Consider the following 17999-nt stretch of genomic DNA (forward strand, 5'->3'; position numbering starts at 1 on the left):
CTCAGCGCCCCGCCGACCGCCGCTGCCCGGTGGCCTCGTCTCGCGGCCAGGCGGCCCGTTTGCGCTCGGCGTCGCGCCCCACCCAGAGCGCACCGCCGTCCAGCGCGAGCGTGAGCCGCTGACCGGGACGCAGCCCGAGGAAGGAGTCCGGGAGCGGCTCCAGCAGGCGCCAGCGCTCGGCCTCAACGTCCAGGAAGAAGACAGCCAGCGCCAGGTAACTGGCTTCGTCATCCATCTCCAGCTGCACTTCCTGGCGCTGACCGGGCTGCAGGATCAGCTCGCGCCGCTGTAGCCAGCCATCCAGCACGGCCGCGTCGTCCCGGGCCAGCGCCGGCCGCTCGGCCTCCTCGAAAGCAGTCCGGTCATCGAGCTGATAGACCCGCAGAAGTACCGGGAGCGGCTCCCCCCCCGGCCCGGGATTGAGCCGGGGCCCGGCAGTCATGTCGAGCTCGACCCGGGGTGCGCACCCGGCGATGAGGCCGACGAGCGTGATCAGCAGGGCCCCTAGATACAGGGCGCGCGTGGTTTCAGGAGGTATCAGCGGGAACGATGTGGGCACGGCGGACCAACCGGCCGTGCGCCCGGGGGCCCGCCCCCGGGCCGAATCCCTGCGCTTAGAATCCATGGTTCTACCCTCGTCCCTGAGGTTTCTTGGGAGGCCGTCATCGACCAACCCCACCCGCGCCTCTTCCCTGAGGCGTTACGGACACCTGTACTACGCCAGATTCGAGCGCCCTCCCGCAACCCCTCGCGGCAGGGGGAAACTGGCGGCGCTCGGCATCACAACGTGGCACATTGGCGCATGATCCGGGACCTCCCTGATCGGCTCCGGCTCGCGTGGTAATGTGCCCGGCGGCCGCTGCTCGCGCAGGAGGCACCCACGGCAAGGAGAGGATCTATCCAATGCTCGCTAGCTGGCCCGTGCGCTACAAACTCGGTTTTTCCTTCGGCCTGATCGTGATCCTCATGGCCGTCAGTGGCCTGCTTGCCCACTCGGCCCTACAGAACACAGCCACCGAGAGCCGAGCAGCCATGGCGTACATGGAGCAGTCAGCCATGCTCGTTGAACGCGAGGTCGACCACCTGGGTTGGACCAACGACATGGCGGACAGCCTCCTGCTCGAAGAGACCTTCTCTGGGGAGCTCGATTTCACCTCCTGCGCCTTCGGCCAGTGGTTCTACGACTATCAGGATTCGGAGCATTACAAGTCGGCCAGCGAAGAGCTGCGCCAGGCCGTCGATGCCCTGGAGGAACCGCACATCGCGCTCCACGAGGCCGGTGAGCGGATCGTCGAGCTGCAGGAGGCGGGCCGCTTTGATGAGGCCGAGGCCTTCTACCACGGACAGGCCCGATCCGTGCGCGAGAACTTCCAGAACCAGCTCGGCGAGTTGCGCGATATCCTCGAGGCCGAGCGCGACCGGCACATCGAGCAGGCCGAGGCACAGCAGGCACAGGCCGCACGGGTCACGGCGGGCAGTCTGGCGGTGACCCTGCTCGTCGCCATCGGCCTGGCCGCGGCGGTTTCACGCCACCTCACCGCCCGCCTGCGCGCCGCCGTGAATGGCCTCGAGGACATCGCGGCCGGCGACGGCGACCTCACCCGGCGGCTCGACGCCCATGGCCGCGACGAGATCGCCGAGCTGGGTGCCGCTTACAACCGCTTCGTCGACAAGATCCAGGAGATGGTCCGCGTCGTTCAGGACTCTGCCGCACAGATGGCCTCGGCCACGGAGCAGCTCCAGCGCAGCGCCGACGAGGACCAGCAAGGGGTGCAGAACCAGCAGGAGCGCACCTCCGAGGTAGCCACGGCGATGAACCAGATGAGTGCCTCGATCAACGAGATCGCCCGCAACACCCAAGACACGGCCACCGCGGCAGGGGATGCGAGCCAGCAGTCACGACACGGTCAGGAAGGGGCCGGCCGCACCATCGAGGCCATTCATGGGCTGGCGGGCAATGTCCGTGAATCCGCCGATGCCATCCGCGCCCTCGACGAGCAGAGCGCCCGCATCGGCCAAGTCCTGGAGGTCATCCGCGGCATCGCCGATCAGACTAACCTGCTCGCCCTCAACGCGGCCATCGAGGCGGCACGTGCCGGCGAGAGCGGACGCGGCTTCACCGTGGTCGCCGAGGAGGTACGCAAGCTGGCGCAGAAGACCCAAGACTCCATCGGAGACATCCAGGAGATGGTCGAGGGCATCCAGAACGGCACCCAGGAAGCGGTGCAGGCCATGGAGCGCAACCGCGAGCAGGCCGAAAACACTGTTGAGGAGGCCTCCGCTGCCGGCAGTACCCTCGAGGAGATCACCCGGGTGGTTGCCCGGATCGAGGACATGACGAGCCAGGTCGCCAGCGCGGTGGAACAGCAATCCCAGGTTGCCGAAGAGGTCAACCGCAACCTGACGCTGATCAGCGATACCGCCGAGCAAACGCGCAGTTCCGTGCAGGATACCGGTCAGGTCTCACAGCGCCTTTCCCAGCTGGCCGAGGACCTGCGCGACCAGGTCGGACGGTTCCGGGTCTGAGCCGGCACAGCCACCGTCCGCAATTAAAAAGAGCCGGCCCCGCGCAGCGGGACCGGCCCTTTTTACGTACCGGCCTTGTCCGGTCCGGTGCGGTTACGCGGCGTCGTTATGCGGATGCCCGTGCTCCAGCTCCTGATCGGTGGCATCCCGAACATCGACGATCTTGACGTCGAAGTTCAGGGTCTCACCGGCCAGCGGGTGGTTCGCATCCACGGTGACTTCCTGCTCACCGACCTCGGCCACGGTAATCGGGATGGGGCTACCGTCCGGCCCCTGAGCCTGGAAACGCTCGCCGACGTTGATCTCGGCCCCCTCGGGGAACGCCTCCTTCGGGACACTCTGCATCAGTCGCTCGTCACGCTCGCCGTAGGCCTCGGCCGGCTCCAGGGTGACGTTCAGCTCGTCGCCGGGCGCCTTGCCATCCAGTGCCTTCTCCAGCCCGGGAATGATGTTCTGACTCCCGTGGAGGTAGGCGAAATGGCCACCCTGGGACTGGTCGATCACCTCGCCCTGACTCCCGGTCAGGGTGAAATCGAAAGTGACGACCTTTTCACTAGCTACCTGCATCGTTAAGTACTCTCGCGCGTCATCGTGTCTCAGTCATGCTACCAGAGAGCCCCCGCCCATGCCCAAGGATGACGTCGTACACGGCGCGGGTCCGCTCTTCGGCCTGCGCATCCGCTTCCTCCCAGTCCCCGGGCCCAGGAAAGCTCTCCCCGGCAGCGTAGCCGTTCCCCAGACCCATGACCAGAGCCGCACGCGTTTCCACGGATGCGTCACGATCACGCACCTCGCCACTGGTGTAATCGAGGCTGGCGACGACGCGACCGTCAATCAGCTGATGGACCAGCGCGCCCTCAATGAGCCGGTCAATGGCCGCACCGATCTCCTCGCTCAACCCGGGGCGCCGGCGCTCGAGGAAGCGGCTGGTGCCCTCGTTCTCGCGCAGTAGCGCGAACCCCCCGGTAAGATGGTGCACCCAGCGCCACTGCGCCTGGACGTCGACACGGTCGCTGTCCGCCAGCGCGTGACCATCCTCGAAGCGCACCCGCGCCGGCAGCCCCCAGGGCTCGGCCACCCCGTCCTCGCCCAGCACGGCCTCAACCAGGCGCGCGGCGCGTTCGAACAAGCGCTCGGCCTGCCGCTGATCCTCTTCATCCCCAAAGACGTACAGTAGCTCGTAGAGTCCTTTATGGCCCCGGATCAACGACCCCAGGGCATCGAGCTCCCAAACCGGCCCGTCGCCCAGATCGTAGGTACCCGCTCCGGTATCCCAGGCCTCGTCGAGGACCTGCGCGGCGTCACGGGCCACCATCAGCGCCTCGGGAACCTCATGCCCGAACCACTCCCGCATCTGCTCGGCGCTGAGCAGCCCCATGTCGTCCGCTCCGCCGGGCTTCTTCCAGCGAACCCAGGCGTAGGCCACCCCGTGGAAGGCGTCCAGACCGTAGGCCATGCTCTGCGGGGTCCATGTCCCTTGCCCGGCATCGGTGTGGAACCGCCCGCCCTCCTGGAGCGACTCCATAACGAAGCGTCCGTTATCGACCAGGAGCGCTGACGGAGCGTGGGTGATCGGGTCGAACAGTCCGTGCTCTTCGAAACGACCGGCGCTGTGGTGCATGTGGTAAAGGTAAGTGGCATCAGCGTAATGCCGCGGCTCGGCGCCCCGCAGCCCTTCTTCCGCACCTTCACGATAGGAGGCGTCCAGCGCCTCGAGCAGGGCCAGCCAGCGTTCGCCAACGGCGCCCATGGGGCTGCCGCTGAGCGTATCGTCATACGCCGGGTGGCCCATCTCGCTGTCGCGCATGGTGCGCCCCTTGACGGTAAGCGCGTTCATGACCGCCAGGTGCTCCGCCAGCGTCTCCGGAGAATCGACCGCCTGTTCGCCGGCTCCGGCCGTGGTGACGGCCGAGAGCGTCAGGGCAGCCGCAACGAATAGATTTCTGGGGGCTGTTCGCATGGTCACCCACTCAACGCCAGATGTAGGAAGGGGATCGTCATGAAGGCGAGGATCACCGCCATGAGCAGGAAATAGATCAGAAAGCGCAGCGGCTCGCGCAGGATGCGCTGTGTAACGGTCTCCAGCTCCCCTCGCCGGCGCATCGCCTCGTGCTCGCCACGCACCCGCTCGAAACGGCGCCGCTGGTACTCGTCGAGCAGACGCTTGGCCTGCGGGTACTGCTCGGCATCGCGCAGCCAGATGCCTCCCTGGGTGATGCCCCAGCGGTTGGGCGGGGTCTCGTAGTAGTCCAGGTGGTACTGCTCGAGCAGACCGCGCACCTCATCGGCCTCATCCTCGGGCACACCACGCAGGTTGAGCAGCAACTTTGCCATGGCCCCTGATTCTCCGTCAGCCGGTGGCGCCGGGCAAGCGGCCGGGGGTCAGGCCGGCGGCAGAACACGCCGGATGTCGCATAGCGATGCCACGGTTGCATTCGGTTCCGGGCCCCAGGGATCGAAAACCGCCCCAGGCAGACGCCGCACCCAGATCGCGTTCCAGCCACTGGCACGGGCTCCGATGACGTCGAACGGATTGCCCGAGACCAGCCAGGTCTCTTCGGCCCGGCTGCCCGCCTCGGCGAGGAACGCGTCGTAGGCCCGGGGGCTGGGCTTGAACGCCTCCACGACCTCGACGCTGACGATATCTTCGATGTAGGTGCGCAGGGCGTTGTCCCCGAGCAGTTTGCTGACCGTCTCACGGCTCCCGTTGGAAAAGGCGTAGCCGGTGTAGCCGGCCTCGTGGAGTTCGCGCAGAGCCAGCTCGGCCTCCTGGTAGGCCGGCAAGCGCTGATAGCTGCCGAGCAGGACATCACGCTCACCGCTACTCAGGCTCAGACCGAACGAGCGTGCCGTATGGTCCAGGGCGTCCGCAATGCACACCGAGAAATCCGCATACTGGCCCATGACCGTGCGCCGATAGGCGTACTCCAACTGACGCTCCCGCCAGCCGCGCGCGAAGGCCAGCGCCCGATCCCCGAGATGCGGGCGCAGCGCCTCGGTCACGCCGTGGGTATCGATCAGGGTGCCGTAGACATCGAAGGCCAGCGTCGTTGCCATTTTTCTGCCTGGATCCTCTCCCGGTGCGCCGGCTCCGGCGGAGCCGCGGTGGTCGTCCGCAGCACCTTAGCACTCCTGGCCGGCGCTTTGCGCGCATGCCGGGGTGGCCTCGGCGGCCACCCGACCGTACAATTGCGCGGCTATGGAATGGATCGACATCGGCGCCAACCTGACGCACCACACCTTTCGCAAGGATCTCCACCAGGTCCTCGAGCGGGCCGACGCCGCTGGAGTCAGCCAGCTCTTTGTGACCGGCACCGACGAGGGCGAGTCGATCAAGGCCCAGGCCCTCGCGGCGGATCATCCGGGGCGACTTTTCGCTACGGCTGGTTTCCACCCGCACATGGCGAAGACCTTCTCCAGCGACTCCGAATCGGTCCTGCGCGAGCTGGCCGCGCGGCCGGAGGTGGTCGCCATCGGCGAGACCGGTCTCGATTTCTACCGTAACCACTCCCCGCCGGAGGTTCAGCAGCGCGTCTTCGAGCGCCACCTGGAACTGGCCGCGGAGCTGCAGCTGCCGGTATTCCTGCACCAGCGTGATGCCCACCAGCGCTTCAGCGAGATCATCCGGGCCTACCGCGACCACCTGGTCGACGGCGTAGCCCACTGCTTCACCGAGGGCCCCGAGGTGGCGCAGGCGTATCTGGATCTGGACCTGCACATCGGCGTCACCGGCTGGATCTGCGATGAACGCCGCGGCCAGGCGGTGCGCGATGCGGTTCGCGTCATCCCCCCGGAGCGGCTGATGGTCGAGACGGACTGCCCTTACCTGCTGCCCCGCGACGTCAACCCCGAGCAAGTGGGCCTGCCGGTCAAGAACCGGCGCAACGAGCCCTGCCTCATGCCGCACATCGGACGCGCGGTGGCCCACCATGCAGGCCGTGACGTCGCCGAACTGGCGGAGACCTCGAGCCAGGTGGCGCGCCGCTTCTTCCGGGTCGCCGCCCCCTAGCCCGGCCGTTTACATTCCGCCGGCGGGCAGCACCTTGGGCCACCCCTAGCTTGGGCCGCTCAGGGCATCGGACGCCGCACGGGGGCCTCCACCCGCTTGCGGCTACCGTCCCCGAAGTAGAAATCGAGGGTGATGGCTTCCCCCTCGGCAAGCGGACGGCGCAGATCGACCAACAGCAGCCGCGGCCCTCCGGGGCGCAGTTCGACCTCTTCTTCCGGGGGCAACAGCAGGCCGTCCAAGCGCTGAACCTGCCGCACGCCGCCGCGATGCTCCACCGTATGGAGCATGGCCTCCTCAGCCGCCGTGGTCAGCACTCGTACCAGCCGGTGGGACTGCTCCGCGGTATTCCGCAACGCCGCCTCGCCCTGGACCACGCCCTCGCCGGCAGCGGCGGCCGAAACCCGGATCCGGTCGACATCGACCACCTCCGCAGCCGCATCGGGTTGCGGCTCTTCGGGCACGGGCAACTGGGGGACCGGAAGCGGGGACCGTGCGGCCAGCTCGGGACCCGGCGGTTCGCGCTCGCGCAGGCGACGCTCGACCTCTTCGGGCCGCGTGCGCAACAGATCAATGGCCTCTCGATCAGGCCCCAATACCGGCAGCCGGACGCCATCCCGCGGTCCGGCTTCGTCCTGAGCCGGCGCTTTGCCCAGCGAGCCCACCACCAGCACAGCGCTGGCCACCCAGATCCAGTGTCGTTGCGTCATGCCCATATCCAACCGCCTCCCTCGCTACGCAGGCTATCGGCCCGCGCCCCACGCCCTTGAACAGCCAGCCGGCCCCGCCCCCCCAACGGTGCATCCGGCACCCGGGCGCGCAGGCGTCACGGGCCTGGCCGCAGCACCCGCAGCCAGGTCCAGAAATTGAGCAGTGACGCCAGCGACTGCGCCACGTAGGTCAGCGCAGCGGCACTGAGGATCCGGCGCGCGTGGGGTGGATCGACGTCCGGATAGAGATAGCCACTGCGATGCAACAACGGCAGGGCACGGCGGAAGCTGGCATCGACTTCGGTGGGCAGGGTGACCAGGTGCACCACGACCCCCGATCCCAGGCTGAGCAGGCCACCGACCGCAAACAGCAGGGCCACCCCGGGCACCCGCAGCACACCGGCAACCACCGGGGCAGCAAGCAGCAGGATCGCACCGAGCTGCTGTGCCCGGCCGGTGGCACGGACCAGCCGCTGGCGCCAGACGAAGGGCGCGTAGCCGGAAGCGTGCTGGAGTGCATGCCCAACCTCATGGGCAGCAACCGTGAGCGCCGCCAGCGAGCGGCGGTCGTAGTGCTCCGGCGAGAGCCGCACCGCGGCGGCGGCGGGATCGTAGTGGTCACCCTGCTGGGTGCGCTCGACCCGGACGCGACTCAGACCACAGCCGTCGAGCAGCTCGCGGGCCAGCCCACCCCCGCTGACTGCGTAACGATCGGCAGGCTCGGCGTACCGCCGCATGACGCGCTGAACCCACAGGCCGGGGCCGTAGAGCGCGCCAAGCAGCAGGAGCATTACAAGGACCCAGATCATCACCCCATTGTGCCGTGGTGACGGCCACGGCGCATGTACCGTCCTTGACACACATGATGAACGGTTCACATGTCAGGTAACTGGTAGTAAAATTTGTTGCAGGACAGCATAAGCTTTCCTTTGCTTAGCCATACAGGGCGTGATCACGCCCGGGAGTCATACGGCCATGTTTACCGCACTGGTCAGCCCGCAATACGCGGAACGCAACGGCCAGGCCACCACCGTCGCGGGCGGATTCATCGCCCACGGCCTGGTCCCCCCACACCGTGACAACGGCGAGCAGACGGGCTGGTTCTACGCCCTGCTGCCCGGTCGCCCGGACTCGGCCGACCCTGAGCACGTCCGCCCGTTCCCGGCCGACCGGCTCGAAGCCATCCTGGACGCCGAACGGGAACGCTACCTGGAGATGGCGAACGCCGACGGCGACGCCGTCTGGGCCGATGCCGCCGCAGCGATCGGCGACATGATCGGCTGCCTGCACCGCGCCCGACTCCACGAGGACTCGCAGCGCACGGCGGTCAACGAGTGACCGCAGGGCGCGCACCGTCACGGCCCTGGACGGGCCGCCGGTAGTCAGTCGCCGTCGTCACCCTGATCGAGGAGTTCGGCCTCGGTGAGCACCGGCACGCCTGGCGGATGGTTGTGGGAACGGGATAGAAAGACGTCGCGGTACGAAGTGTAGAGGACGGCCCCGAACAGCGGCAGCAGCAGGATCCCCAGCCAGCCGGCGGTGAGCACCGCCACGCCCACCGCGCCGAGCAACAGCCCGAGCATGCCAGTTAAAGGCACGGGGTTGCCGGCGTAGGCGCGGACGCTCATCCACATGGCCATGCCGGGATGCGCTCCGTGCAGGGCCACCATGGGCAACAGAAACCACTGCCCGAAGGCCAGCAGCCCCGCCAGCGCACCCAGCAGCGCCAGGGCCCAGACGCCGCCCGCGACGAACACCGGACCAATGACATAGGCCTCCTGGGGTGGGGGCGCCGGTGCCCCCGAGGCCAAGCGCTCCTCGTAGAGCCCGAACCCGATCAGAACCGCCTCGAGGGAGTCGGCCAGCGGCCAGAACAACAATGGCCCCAGTGCGCCGTAGGCGGCGAACAGAGCCGCCCCCACCGTCAGCGCCACAGCGCCGTCGAGATTGCCCGGCAGGACATAGAGGGGGCGGGGATCCCGGTTGTAGTCGGCCACCAGGGCCAACCGCACGAACAGCACCAGGGCCAGGACGACCACCAGCAGTGTGACCATCCCGCGCAGGGGCGCCCAGGCCACCGAGTGGGCAATCAGCAGGGCTCCTGCGACACCGGCGGTGTAGGCAAGGAAGGCCAGCGGACGGCGCATGAGCAGCCCGAAGGCCTCCCGCAGCCAGCTCTGCCAGGCCTCGGGCTCAGTGGGACGCGGTCCAAGCGCAGACAAGCACCCCCCTCCCCGTCACGACCCCGTCGCCCGGCGGCAGCCCCGCCGCAACCCTGCGGAAGCAGCGCGGCGGTTCAGCCCACACCCTCCGGCGAGCCGAACTTGTCGAGCAGCTCCTCAAGGATTTGGAGCATATCCACGGCGGAGACCATGCCCACCAGCCGCTGCTCCTTGTTGAGCACCGGCAGCGCACCGAAACGGTTCTCTCGCATGAGCTGGGCCGCCCGCTGAACCGGATCGTAGGTGTGGACAACGACCGGGTTGCGGGTCATGACGTTCTTGAGCGCCATGTTGTCGTCCAGGTAGTAGACATGGGCAAGATCCGGCGCCTCATCCACCCAGTCCGGCCGCCGCAGATCGCGGTCGGTCACGATGCCGAGCAGCCCCATATCCTCATCCACTACGGGCAGATGGCGGATGTGGTTGTAGCGCATCTTGAAGAAGGCCTCCCGCACCCCCTCATCGGGATGCCCGGTGACCAGCTTGTCCGTCATAATCTCGGGGAGCTTCATCGCTTCCCTCCTGGGTACGCGTGGCTGTAGCTGGTGCCGTCGCCGACGGCACCGCTGTGCTTCGGTGCCTCGTCCCGCCTAGTCCTGATCGGGGAAGAGATCGGCGTCGGTCACTGCGCCGCGACTGGCCGAGGCCGCCAGGCGCGCGTACTTGCCCAGCACCCCGCGGCGGTAGCGCGGCCGGGGCACCTGCCACTGGCTGCGGCGGCGCTCCAGTTCGGCTTCGTCCACCTCCACCTGCAACAGATTGCGGTCGGCATCGATGGTCACGGTGTCGCCCTCGGCGACGAGCGCAATGGTACCGCCGTCGTAGGCCTCCGGCGCCACGTGACCGACCACCATCCCGTAGGTACCGCCGGAGAAGCGGCCGTCGGTGATGAGGCCCACGGCGTCGCCGAGGCCCTTGCCGATGATCGCCGAGGTGGGCGCCAGCATCTCGCGCATGCCCGGACCGCCCTTGGGCCCCTCGTAGCGGACGATGACCACATCACCGGCCTGCACACGGTCGGCCAGGATCGCCTCCAGACACTCCTCCTCGGAGTCGAACACCCGGGCCGGGCCGCTGATGCGGCGCTGCTTGATGCCGCTGACCTTGGCCACAGCCCCCTCCTCGGCCAGGTTGCCGCGCAGGATCGCCAAGTGGCCCTCCGGGTAAAGCGGCCGATCGAAGGGCATGATGATCTCCTGATCCGCCGGCGGTTCCGGCGGCAGGTGGCCGATCAGCTCCTCGATGGTCTGCCCGGTTATGGTCCTGCAACCGCCGTGGAGCAGCCCCTGCTCGAGCAGGATGCGCATCACCTGCGGCGTACCTCCCACCTCGTGGAACTGGCTGGTCACGAAACGACCGGAAGGCTTGAGATCGCAGAGCACTGGCACCTTGCGGCGAATCCGCTCGACATCGTCGAGGTCGAACGGGACCTCGGCGGTATTGGCGATGGCCAGCAGATGGAGCACGGCATTGGTCGACCCGCCCAGGGCCATGACCACGGCGAACGCGTTCTCGAACGCCTCTCGTGTCAGGATGGAGGATGGCCGCCGATCGTGGTGGACCGCGTCCATGAGCACCCGCGCCGCCTCGGCGGCCACATCCCGGGCCTCGTCATCTTCCGCGGAGACGGTCGAGGAACCCATCAGGCTCATGCCCATGGCCTCGAAGGCGCTGGACATGGTATTCGCCGTGAACATGCCGCCACAGGAGCCGGCTCCGGGGCAGGCGTTCTCCTCCACGCCCCTGAGATCCTCCTCGGAGAGATTGCCAGCGTTGTACTGCCCTACTGCCTCGAAGGCGCTGACCACGGTCAGGTCCTCGCCCTTGTAGTGGCCGGGCTTGATGGTGCCGCCGTAGACGAAGATGCCGGGGATATCGAGCCGGGCCAGGGCGATCATGGCGCCCGGCATGTTCTTGTCGCAGCCACCGGTGGCCAGCATCCCGTCCATCTGCTGGCCGCCCCCGACCGTCTCGATGGAGTCGGCGATCACCTCGCGGGAGACGAGGGAGTACTTCATACCCTCGGTGCCCATGGTGATGCCGTCGGAGACCGTGATGGTGCCGAATTTCATCGGCATCGCCCCCACCTCGCGCAGCGCCTCCTCGGCGCGCCGCGCCATGGCGCCGATCCCGACGTTGCAGGGGGTGATCGTGCTGTGTGCGTTGCCGACCCCGATGATCGGCTTCTCGAAGTCCTCATCCCGGAAGCCGACGGCCCGCAACATCGCGCGGTTCGGGGTTCGGGCCACACCCTGGGTGATCACTCGGCTGCGACGGTTATCCGCCATGGATGACTCCTCTGTCATAAACGGTTGCAGGCAATCTGCATAGGGTACCTAAGAACGGGGGCGTCGCGGGAGTACCACCTCCCCTGAACGCCACCGCTTCGCGGCCTGAGCGACACAAAGGCCGCCCCGCCCCCTTGCGCTGCAACAGAAGGCGGACTCAGGATAGCGGGATGGTCAACAGTCGGGATAATGGACCGCCGATGGGCGCAGAAGGGGCCTCATTCTCTTGGGAGAGCGTAGAACGGGAGTGGCTGGGCGCCCAGGATGACGGCGGCCTGAACCTGGCGTACCAGTGCCTGGAGCGGAATATCACCGCCGGCCGCGGCGATCAGGAAGCTCTGATCTGGCGCGGCGCTGAGGGCGAGCGGCGGGTCTACAACTACGTAGACCTGCTCGACGGCGCCCTGCGCTTCGCCCGGGCGCTGGAGCGTCGCGGCGTGCGCCTTGCCGAGCGGGTCTGCACCCTCGGGCCGCGCCGCCCCGAACTCTATCTGGCCGCGCTCGGCACGCTTCGCCACGGGGCGGTCTACGCGCCTTTGTTCTCGGTCTACGGTCCCGACCCCATCCGCCGCCGCCTCGAGCTCGGCGAAGCGCGTGTCGTGGTCACCACCCGGCAGCTCTTCGAGGAGCGCATCGCCCCGGTGCGCGGCGCACTGCCGGCCCTGGAACACATTGTACTCGTCGACGGCGATGCCCCCGGCGCCGAGTCCTGGCAGACTTTCTGCGCCGATGACGCTGCGCCGCAGCCCATCGCGACGGGCGCCGAGTACCCGGCGCTGCTCCACTTCACCAGCGGCACCACCGGTCCGCCCAAAGGCGTGCTCCACGTCCACCGGGCGGCAGCGGCGCATCTGGCCACAGGGCGCGAGGTCCTCGGCCTTGCCCCCGGGCAGCGCTACTGGTGCACCGCCGACCCGGGGTGGGTCACCGGCGTCTCCTACGGCATCCTGGCACCGCTGCTCTGCGGAGCAACCCTGGTGGTGGATGAGGGCGAGTTCGACGCCAGGCGTTGGTACGGAACCCTCGCCGCAGAGGGCATTGAGTGCTGGTTCACGGCGCCTACGGCGCTGCGCATGCTGCGCCGGGCCGGCCCCGAGGCACTGGCCGGGCATGATCTGTCACGCCTGGAGCGGATCTTCAGCACCGGCGAACCGCTCGATCCAGCACTGACGGAGTGGACCGAGGAACGCCTCGGCCTCCCCACCCGCGACGCCTGGTGGCAGTCCGAGACCGGCGCGATCATGACGGCCCAGTACGGCAATGCGCCGGTGCGCTCCGGCCGCATGGGCCGCCCCGTCCCCGGCGTCGAACTGATCCTGGCCAACGTGGAAGGTAAGACGGTGAACCCCGTTACGGAGCCGGGCGCCACCGGCGAGATCCTCATCCGTCGGGGCTGGCCGTCGATGTTCCGCGCCTATCTCGGTGCGCCGGAGCGTTACCGCGATGCCTTCGTCGACAACTGGTACCGCTCCGGCGATCTCGCCCAGTGGGACGAGCAAGGCGAGCTGCGTTTCATCGGCCGCGCCGACGACGTGATCAAGACCGCGGGTCACATGGTCGGACCGGCGGAGGTCGAGGCCGTTCTGAATCACCACCCGGAGGTGGCCGAATGCGGGGTCAGTGGTGTCCCCGATGCGGTGGCCGGCGCCCTGGTCGCGGCCTGGGTCGTCCCGCGCCGCCCGCCGGAGGCCCCGGAACAGCTGCAGCGGGATCTGATCGCCCACGCAAGACAACGCCTCGGTGCCGCAGTCGCACCACGCGAGATCCACTTCGTCGACGAGCTGCCCAAGACACCCAGCGGGAAGATCCTGCGCCGTCAGCTCGGCGCCTGATCCAACGGGGACGGGCCCGACTACTTCAAAACGCGGCGCAGCGCCCGCCCGGCAGCCTTACCGGTATCGTAGCCACTGACCCGGCGACCGCCACGCTCACGCCGGACCTGCTCCGCACTGCGCGCCAGGCGCGCCGCCCGCAACGCCCAGGGCACCACTCTGAGCCAGTTCACGGTGGTCTCCTCCCTTTCGGACTCCAGATCAAGTTTAATCGATCGGCGCCCCCGCCTGAAGGCCAGGGACATGGCCACCGCCACGGCTCAACCGTTACGCTTGACGGCATCCATCCGGAAAAGGAGATCCCGCGTGTCCACACGAACCCCGCTTGCCTGGCTGATCGGCGCCCTCGCCACCCTACTCCCCGCTCGCCTTCTGGCCGAGACCCCGGCAGAGTCTCCGGCACGCAGCGTTGCCGAGCTCACTCAGGGGGCCGCTCAGACCATCGGGCAGGAGCTTCGCGAGATCGGGGAACTGTTCCGGGATATCGAGGGCGAGGCCATCGGCCCGCAGCTCTGGGCGCTGGCCCTGGAACTGGCCGACCTGGGCCTGATCATTGTCGTCACCATCGGCCTGCTCCTCGTGCTGCGCCCCCTGGCACGCCCCGTGTTCAACCGCGCCGAGGGCTGGGCCCAGCGCGGCGACGCGCGCCTGCGCACGGTGCGGCGCACCGTCGGCGTGCTCGGCGCCGCCGCGGCCGACCTGGCGACCATCTTCCTGGCCTGGATCGCCGGGTACGCCATCGCCCTCTCGCTGGTCGGCGAGGTGGGCGGCATCGAGGCGCGGGAATCCCTGTTCCTGAATGCGTTCCTGATGGTCGAGGGCTTCAAGGCCCTGCTGCGCATTCTGTTCGCACCGCGCAACCCCCACCTGCGGCTGATCGCCACCGACGATGAGCACGCCACCTACTGGGGCAAGCGGCTGGCCCGCATGTCCGGACTGATCGGTTACGGCCTGCTGTTCATCGGTCCCTTCGTCACCATGGCCGTTGCCGAGGGGCTGGGACAGCTGGCGGTGCTCCTTGTCATGGTGCTCGCCTTCGGCTATGCGGTGGTGATCGCCCTGCGCAACCGGCACGACGTGCGCGAGCGGCTCCAGGCCAGCGCCGCCGAGTCCAGGGTGCTGTTCACCCGGACCATCCTCTCGTCGCTGGCCTGGGTCTGGCACTGGGTCGTAATCCTTTACTTCGGCGCGCTCGCCGTAGTCACCATCACCCAGCCGGATGCCGCTCTGGCCTTCATGGCCCAGGCGACCCTGCAGACGGCACTGGCCATCGGCATCGGGGCCTTCCTGGCCATTGTCCTGACCCAGGCCACGGCCCGGCGTATCCGGCTTAGCGAACGCAACCGGCGCCACTTCCCACTGCTCGAGCAGCGCCTGAATAGCTACCTGCCCATCGTGCTGAAAATCGCACGGACCGCCATCCTGATCGTGGTCATCGCCACCGTGCTCGATGCCTGGCAGCTGTTCGACTTCACCGGCTGGCTCGCTTCCGAGGGCGGCCTGCAGACCCTCGGGGTGATCCTCTCGGTTACCCTGGTCCTGCTCGCCGCCACGGCGGTCTGGCTGCTGGCGGCCAGCTTCATCGAGCACCGCCTGAATCCGGACGTGGGCCACGGCACCCCCTCGGCGCGGGAGCAGACGCTGCTCACCCTGTTCCGCAACGCCATCGCCATCGTCCTGGTCACCATGACGACGATGATCGTCCTCGCCGAGATCGGGATTAACATCGGCCCGCTGATCGCCGGTGCCGGTGTCCTCGGCCTCGCCATCGGCTTTGGCGCGCAGAAGCTGGTTCAGGACATCATCACCGGCGTGTTCATCCAGCTCGAGAACGCCATCGACGTCGGCGATATCGTCACCGCCGGCGGGGTCACAGGCACGGTGGAGAAGCTCACCATTCGCTCGGTGAACATCCGCGACCTGTTCGGGACCTACCACTTCATCCCGTTCTCTTCAGTGGACAGCGTCTCGAACTTCACCCGCCACTTCGCCTACCACGTCGGCAGCTATGGGGTGGCCTACCGAGAGGATGTCGACCAGGTCACCCCGGTGCTCGAGGCCGCCTACGAAGACCTCAAACAGCATCCGGATCCCGACATCCGCAATGCCCTCTACGGCGACTTCGCGGTAGACGGGGTGGTCTCGCTGGGCGACAGCTCGGTCAATATCCGGGTGCGCATCAAGACGGCACCGGGGATGCAATGGGCCATCGGCCGGGCCTACAACGGGCTGGTCAAGAAGCGCCTGGATGCCGCCGGCATCGAGATCCCCTTCCCGCACCGGACCCTCTACTTCGGGGAGGACCACCAGGGGCAGGCCCCGCCCCTGCGCCTTGCGCGCGCGGGGGCAACGTCCCCCAACCATGCCGCCGGCGCTACTCCGACGGCACCAACCGCCAGCGACCGCGTCCACCACGACCCCACTGACGATTAGGGCTGTGGGGCACCGGGCGCCGGTGCCCCACCCGATACCGCACCCATGAAAAAACCCGCCCCCGAGCTTCGGGGGCGGGTTTTTTTATACAGTCCTGGACGGCTGCGAAGCCGGAAGAGCGCGCGCCGCGCCAGAACCGAGCTACGCGTCGGCGTCCTCGGGATGCTCGCCAATGACCAGCTTGTCACCATCCTGCCGGTGCGGCGGCACCTCCAGGTTCCTCGGCGCAGGCTGCGCCCGATACACCCGGCCAGCCATATCGTAGCGCGCGCCGTGGCAGGGGCAGAAAAACCCGCCGAGCCAGTCGGCGTCGAAGTCCATCGGCTCGATCTCGGGGTAGTACGTGGGGATGCAGCCCAGGTGGGTGCAGATCGGCACCACGACAAAGACCTCGGGGTCCACGGACCGGTGCTTGTTCCGGGCGTAATCCGGCTGCTGATCCCGCTCGGAGTCCGGATCGCGCAGGCGGTCCACCATTTTATCCAGCGTCTCAAGGTGCTCCTGAGTACGGCTGACCACCCAGATCGGGCTGCCCTTCCACTCAAACTCCAAGCGCTGCCCGGGCTCGAGCTTGCTCACATCGACCTCGATGGGCGCACCCTCCGCCTGCGCCTCCACGCTGGGGCGGAGAAAGCCGATGAACGGGACCGCGGCGAAGACCACGCCGACGCCACCGACCACGCTCGCCGCGCCGGTCAGGAACCGCCGTCGCCCACGATCCAGATCATCCGGTGCCTCGTTCGTCATGTAGACCCCCTGTTGCTACTTAATCCATTCATGCAACGGTATCGCCGGTTACGGCATAACGTAAAGGTTGCGGCGTGGAATGCAAGGCGCGGCCCTGAACCAGCCTGCGGCATTTTACCGCACACGCACTGGCGCGGGGCAGCCACCGCCTGCAACACCGCACCACCGGGCTTGCCTGCCTCCACCGTCGCGGTAGGCTGGACAATACTATACGCAGGAATTTCCACACGGGAGGGTGTCATGCGAATTCTGATCACCGGCGGCAGCGGCTTCGTCGGCAAGCCGTTGTGCGCTCGCCTCCACGAGCGCGGCCACGAGCTGCTGGTCGTCTCGCGCAACCCGGAGCGCGCACGCGCTGCCCTGCCAGCACGGACCGACATCCGCCCGAACGTGGCCGATTTCCTCGACAGCCAGCCCGAGGCGATCATCAACCTCGCTGGCGAGTCGATTGCCGAGGGACGCTGGACCGAGGCCAAGAAGCAGCGCCTGCTCGACTCCCGACTGAACACCACCCAGGCTGTGGTCAATCTGTGCGGCCAGCTCGATACACCACCCAAGACCCTGATCTCCGCTTCCGCGATGGGGTATTACGGCGATCAGGGCGACCGAGAGGTCACGGAGGAGACCCCGCCGAACCCCGAGTTCGTTCACGAGCTCTGCGCCCGCTGGGAAGAGGCGGCACGGCAGGCCGAATCCCATGGCGTCCGCGTGGCGCTGATGCGGATCGGACTGGTGCTGGACCGCGACGGCGGCACCCTCGCCAAGCTGCTCACGCCCTTCCGGCTGGGCCTCGGTGGGCCGTTGGGCAGCGGCAAGCAGTACATGCCGTGGATCCACCGCACCGATCTGGTGCGCATCATCCTCTTTCTGCTCGATCAGGAGGCACTCGCAGGCCCGTTCAACGCAAGCGCCCCGGAACCGGTGACCAACGCCGAATTCACCCGGACACTGGCGCGCCACCTGCATCGCCCGGCCTTCCTGCCCGCTCCGGCTCCAGCCCTGCGTCTGGCCTTCGGCGAGATGTCCCGGATCCTGCTCACCGGCGCCCGCATGCGCCCCCAACGCCTTCAGGAGGCCGGTTTCACCTTCGAGTATCCGACCCTGGATGAAGCCCTGAGCGAGATCCTCCGCAGCCGCTGACGAGCGCACCCCGCCCCCCCGGGGGGGGGGGGGGGGGGCCCCCCCCCCCGCGGGGGGGGTGGTTGGGGGGGGGGGGGGGGGGCCCCCCCCCCCCC

At 68.1% G+C, this 17999-nt stretch carries 18 protein-coding genes; 6 read left to right on the plus strand and 12 right to left on the minus strand.

Going from position 1 to position 17999, the window contains the following annotated elements:
- Position 1: 1 nt before the first annotated feature.
- On the minus strand, positions 2-625 hold the full coding sequence (tssJ, locus tag LRG10_RS09490; protein WP_255772175.1) for a type VI secretion system lipoprotein TssJ: 624 nt from the start codon (positions 623-625) through the stop codon (positions 2-4).
- Positions 626-903: 278 nt separating this feature from the next.
- Here tssJ and LRG10_RS09495 point away from each other — a divergent pair, with 278 nt between their 5' ends.
- A complete protein-coding gene (locus LRG10_RS09495) occupies positions 904-2526 on the plus strand; it encodes a methyl-accepting chemotaxis protein (protein ID WP_238635333.1) in 1623 nt (540 codons plus the stop codon).
- A 93-nt stretch (positions 2527-2619) separates the two neighbouring features.
- Here LRG10_RS09495 and LRG10_RS09500 read toward each other — a convergent pair whose 3' ends face one another.
- Genes LRG10_RS09500 through LRG10_RS09515 form a run of 4 tightly spaced genes read right to left on the minus strand, consistent with a single transcriptional unit; the run spans position 2620 to position 5583 of the window.
- Positions 2620-3093 (minus strand): peptidylprolyl isomerase, encoded by a 474-nt coding sequence (locus LRG10_RS09500; RefSeq protein ID WP_201167811.1) that lies wholly within the window; start codon positions 3091-3093, stop codon positions 2620-2622.
- A gap of 19 nt (positions 3094-3112) precedes the next feature.
- A complete protein-coding gene (locus LRG10_RS09505; RefSeq protein ID WP_238635335.1) occupies positions 3113-4486 on the minus strand; it encodes a hypothetical protein in 1374 nt (457 codons plus the stop codon).
- Between the two features lie 2 nt (positions 4487-4488).
- The gene (locus LRG10_RS09510) at positions 4489-4860 is read right to left on the minus strand and encodes a DUF6164 family protein (RefSeq protein ID WP_201167814.1); all 372 of its coding nucleotides are present in this window, start codon (positions 4858-4860) and stop codon (positions 4489-4491) included.
- A gap of 48 nt (positions 4861-4908) precedes the next feature.
- Positions 4909-5583 (minus strand): haloacid dehalogenase type II, encoded by a 675-nt coding sequence (locus LRG10_RS09515; RefSeq protein ID WP_201167817.1) that lies wholly within the window; start codon positions 5581-5583, stop codon positions 4909-4911.
- Positions 5584-5725: 142 nt separating this feature from the next.
- Here LRG10_RS09515 and LRG10_RS09520 point away from each other — a divergent pair, with 142 nt between their 5' ends.
- The gene (locus LRG10_RS09520) at positions 5726-6535 is read left to right on the plus strand and encodes a TatD family hydrolase (RefSeq protein WP_201167820.1); all 810 of its coding nucleotides are present in this window, start codon (positions 5726-5728) and stop codon (positions 6533-6535) included.
- Between the two features lie 59 nt (positions 6536-6594).
- On the opposite strand, the gene LRG10_RS09525 is transcribed toward LRG10_RS09520, so the two are convergent.
- Entirely contained in the window at positions 6595-7242 is a 648-nt protein-coding gene (locus tag LRG10_RS09525; RefSeq protein ID WP_238635337.1) for a copper chaperone PCu(A)C, read from the minus strand.
- A gap of 116 nt (positions 7243-7358) precedes the next feature.
- A complete protein-coding gene (locus tag LRG10_RS09530; RefSeq protein WP_201167825.1) occupies positions 7359-8054 on the minus strand; it encodes a zinc metallopeptidase in 696 nt (231 codons plus the stop codon).
- 163 nt (positions 8055-8217) lie between these two features.
- Here LRG10_RS09530 and LRG10_RS09535 point away from each other — a divergent pair, with 163 nt between their 5' ends.
- Positions 8218-8580 carry a hypothetical protein gene (locus LRG10_RS09535; protein ID WP_201167827.1) on the plus strand — a complete coding sequence of 121 codons (363 nt, stop codon included), beginning with the start codon at positions 8218-8220 and terminating at the stop codon, positions 8578-8580.
- 44 nt (positions 8581-8624) lie between these two features.
- Here the strand turns inward: LRG10_RS09535 and LRG10_RS09540 are convergent, their stop codons facing one another.
- The 3 genes from LRG10_RS09540 to ilvD form a co-directional block, all read right to left on the minus strand.
- Positions 8625-9464: a hypothetical protein gene (locus LRG10_RS09540; RefSeq protein ID WP_201167829.1), complete on the minus strand. Its 840-nt coding sequence runs from the start codon at positions 9462-9464 to the stop codon at positions 8625-8627.
- A gap of 74 nt (positions 9465-9538) precedes the next feature.
- Positions 9539-9976: a CBS domain-containing protein gene (locus tag LRG10_RS09545; RefSeq protein WP_201167831.1), complete on the minus strand. Its 438-nt coding sequence runs from the start codon at positions 9974-9976 to the stop codon at positions 9539-9541.
- Between the two features lie 78 nt (positions 9977-10054).
- On the minus strand, positions 10055-11752 hold the full coding sequence (gene ilvD / locus LRG10_RS09550; protein ID WP_201243051.1) for a dihydroxy-acid dehydratase: 1698 nt from the start codon (positions 11750-11752) through the stop codon (positions 10055-10057).
- 200 nt (positions 11753-11952) lie between these two features.
- Between ilvD and LRG10_RS09555 the strand changes: the two genes are divergently transcribed.
- The gene (locus tag LRG10_RS09555) at positions 11953-13584 is read left to right on the plus strand and encodes an AMP-binding protein (protein WP_238635343.1); all 1632 of its coding nucleotides are present in this window, start codon (positions 11953-11955) and stop codon (positions 13582-13584) included.
- 20 nt (positions 13585-13604) lie between these two features.
- Here LRG10_RS09555 and LRG10_RS09560 read toward each other — a convergent pair whose 3' ends face one another.
- On the minus strand, positions 13605-13757 hold the full coding sequence (locus tag LRG10_RS09560; RefSeq protein ID WP_201167838.1) for a hypothetical protein: 153 nt from the start codon (positions 13755-13757) through the stop codon (positions 13605-13607).
- Positions 13758-13890: 133 nt separating this feature from the next.
- On the opposite strand from LRG10_RS09560, the gene LRG10_RS09565 reads away from it, so the two are divergent.
- Positions 13891-16017, plus strand: coding sequence for a mechanosensitive ion channel domain-containing protein (locus tag LRG10_RS09565; RefSeq protein ID WP_201167841.1), 2127 nt, complete (start codon positions 13891-13893; stop codon positions 16015-16017).
- Between the two features lie 141 nt (positions 16018-16158).
- Here LRG10_RS09565 and petA read toward each other — a convergent pair whose 3' ends face one another.
- A complete protein-coding gene (gene petA / locus LRG10_RS09570) occupies positions 16159-16764 on the minus strand; it encodes a ubiquinol-cytochrome c reductase iron-sulfur subunit (RefSeq protein WP_201167844.1) in 606 nt (201 codons plus the stop codon).
- A 240-nt stretch (positions 16765-17004) separates the two neighbouring features.
- On the opposite strand from petA, the gene LRG10_RS09575 reads away from it, so the two are divergent.
- On the plus strand, positions 17005-17904 hold the full coding sequence (locus LRG10_RS09575) for a TIGR01777 family oxidoreductase (RefSeq protein ID WP_238635345.1): 900 nt from the start codon (positions 17005-17007) through the stop codon (positions 17902-17904).
- Positions 17905-17999 lie beyond the last annotated feature (95 nt).

Origin of the sequence: Halorhodospira sp. 9628 (assembly GCF_022228075.1) — a bacterium.
Taxonomy (GTDB): Bacteria; Pseudomonadota; Gammaproteobacteria; order Nitrococcales; family Halorhodospiraceae; genus Halorhodospira; species Halorhodospira halophila_A.

Excerpts from the sequence above, each read along its gene's own strand:
- tssJ (WP_255772175.1), bottom strand. The coding sequence starts at position 625 with ATGGATTCTAAGCGCAGGGATTCGGCCCGGGGGCGGGCCCCCGGGCGC.
- LRG10_RS09495 (WP_238635333.1), top strand. The coding sequence starts at position 904 with ATGCTCGCTAGCTGGCCCGTGCGCTACAAACTCGGTTTTTCCTTCGGC.
- LRG10_RS09500 (WP_201167811.1), bottom strand. The coding sequence starts at position 3,093 with ATGCAGGTAGCTAGTGAAAAGGTCGTCACTTTCGATTTCACCCTGACC.
- LRG10_RS09505 (WP_238635335.1), bottom strand. The coding sequence starts at position 4,486 with ATGCGAACAGCCCCCAGAAATCTATTCGTTGCGGCTGCCCTGACGCTC.
- LRG10_RS09510 (WP_201167814.1), bottom strand. The coding sequence starts at position 4,860 with ATGGCAAAGTTGCTGCTCAACCTGCGTGGTGTGCCCGAGGATGAGGCC.
- LRG10_RS09515 (WP_201167817.1), bottom strand. The coding sequence starts at position 5,583 with ATGGCAACGACGCTGGCCTTCGATGTCTACGGCACCCTGATCGATACC.
- LRG10_RS09520 (WP_201167820.1), top strand. The coding sequence starts at position 5,726 with ATGGAATGGATCGACATCGGCGCCAACCTGACGCACCACACCTTTCGC.
- LRG10_RS09525 (WP_238635337.1), bottom strand. The coding sequence starts at position 7,242 with ATGACGCAACGACACTGGATCTGGGTGGCCAGCGCTGTGCTGGTGGTG.
- LRG10_RS09535 (WP_201167827.1), top strand. The coding sequence starts at position 8,218 with ATGTTTACCGCACTGGTCAGCCCGCAATACGCGGAACGCAACGGCCAG.
- LRG10_RS09545 (WP_201167831.1), bottom strand. The coding sequence starts at position 9,976 with ATGAAGCTCCCCGAGATTATGACGGACAAGCTGGTCACCGGGCATCCC.
- ilvD (WP_201243051.1), bottom strand. The coding sequence starts at position 11,752 with ATGGCGGATAACCGTCGCAGCCGAGTGATCACCCAGGGTGTGGCCCGA.
- LRG10_RS09555 (WP_238635343.1), top strand. The coding sequence starts at position 11,953 with ATGGGCGCAGAAGGGGCCTCATTCTCTTGGGAGAGCGTAGAACGGGAG.
- petA (WP_201167844.1), bottom strand. The coding sequence starts at position 16,764 with ATGACGAACGAGGCACCGGATGATCTGGATCGTGGGCGACGGCGGTTC.
- LRG10_RS09575 (WP_238635345.1), top strand. The coding sequence starts at position 17,005 with ATGCGAATTCTGATCACCGGCGGCAGCGGCTTCGTCGGCAAGCCGTTG.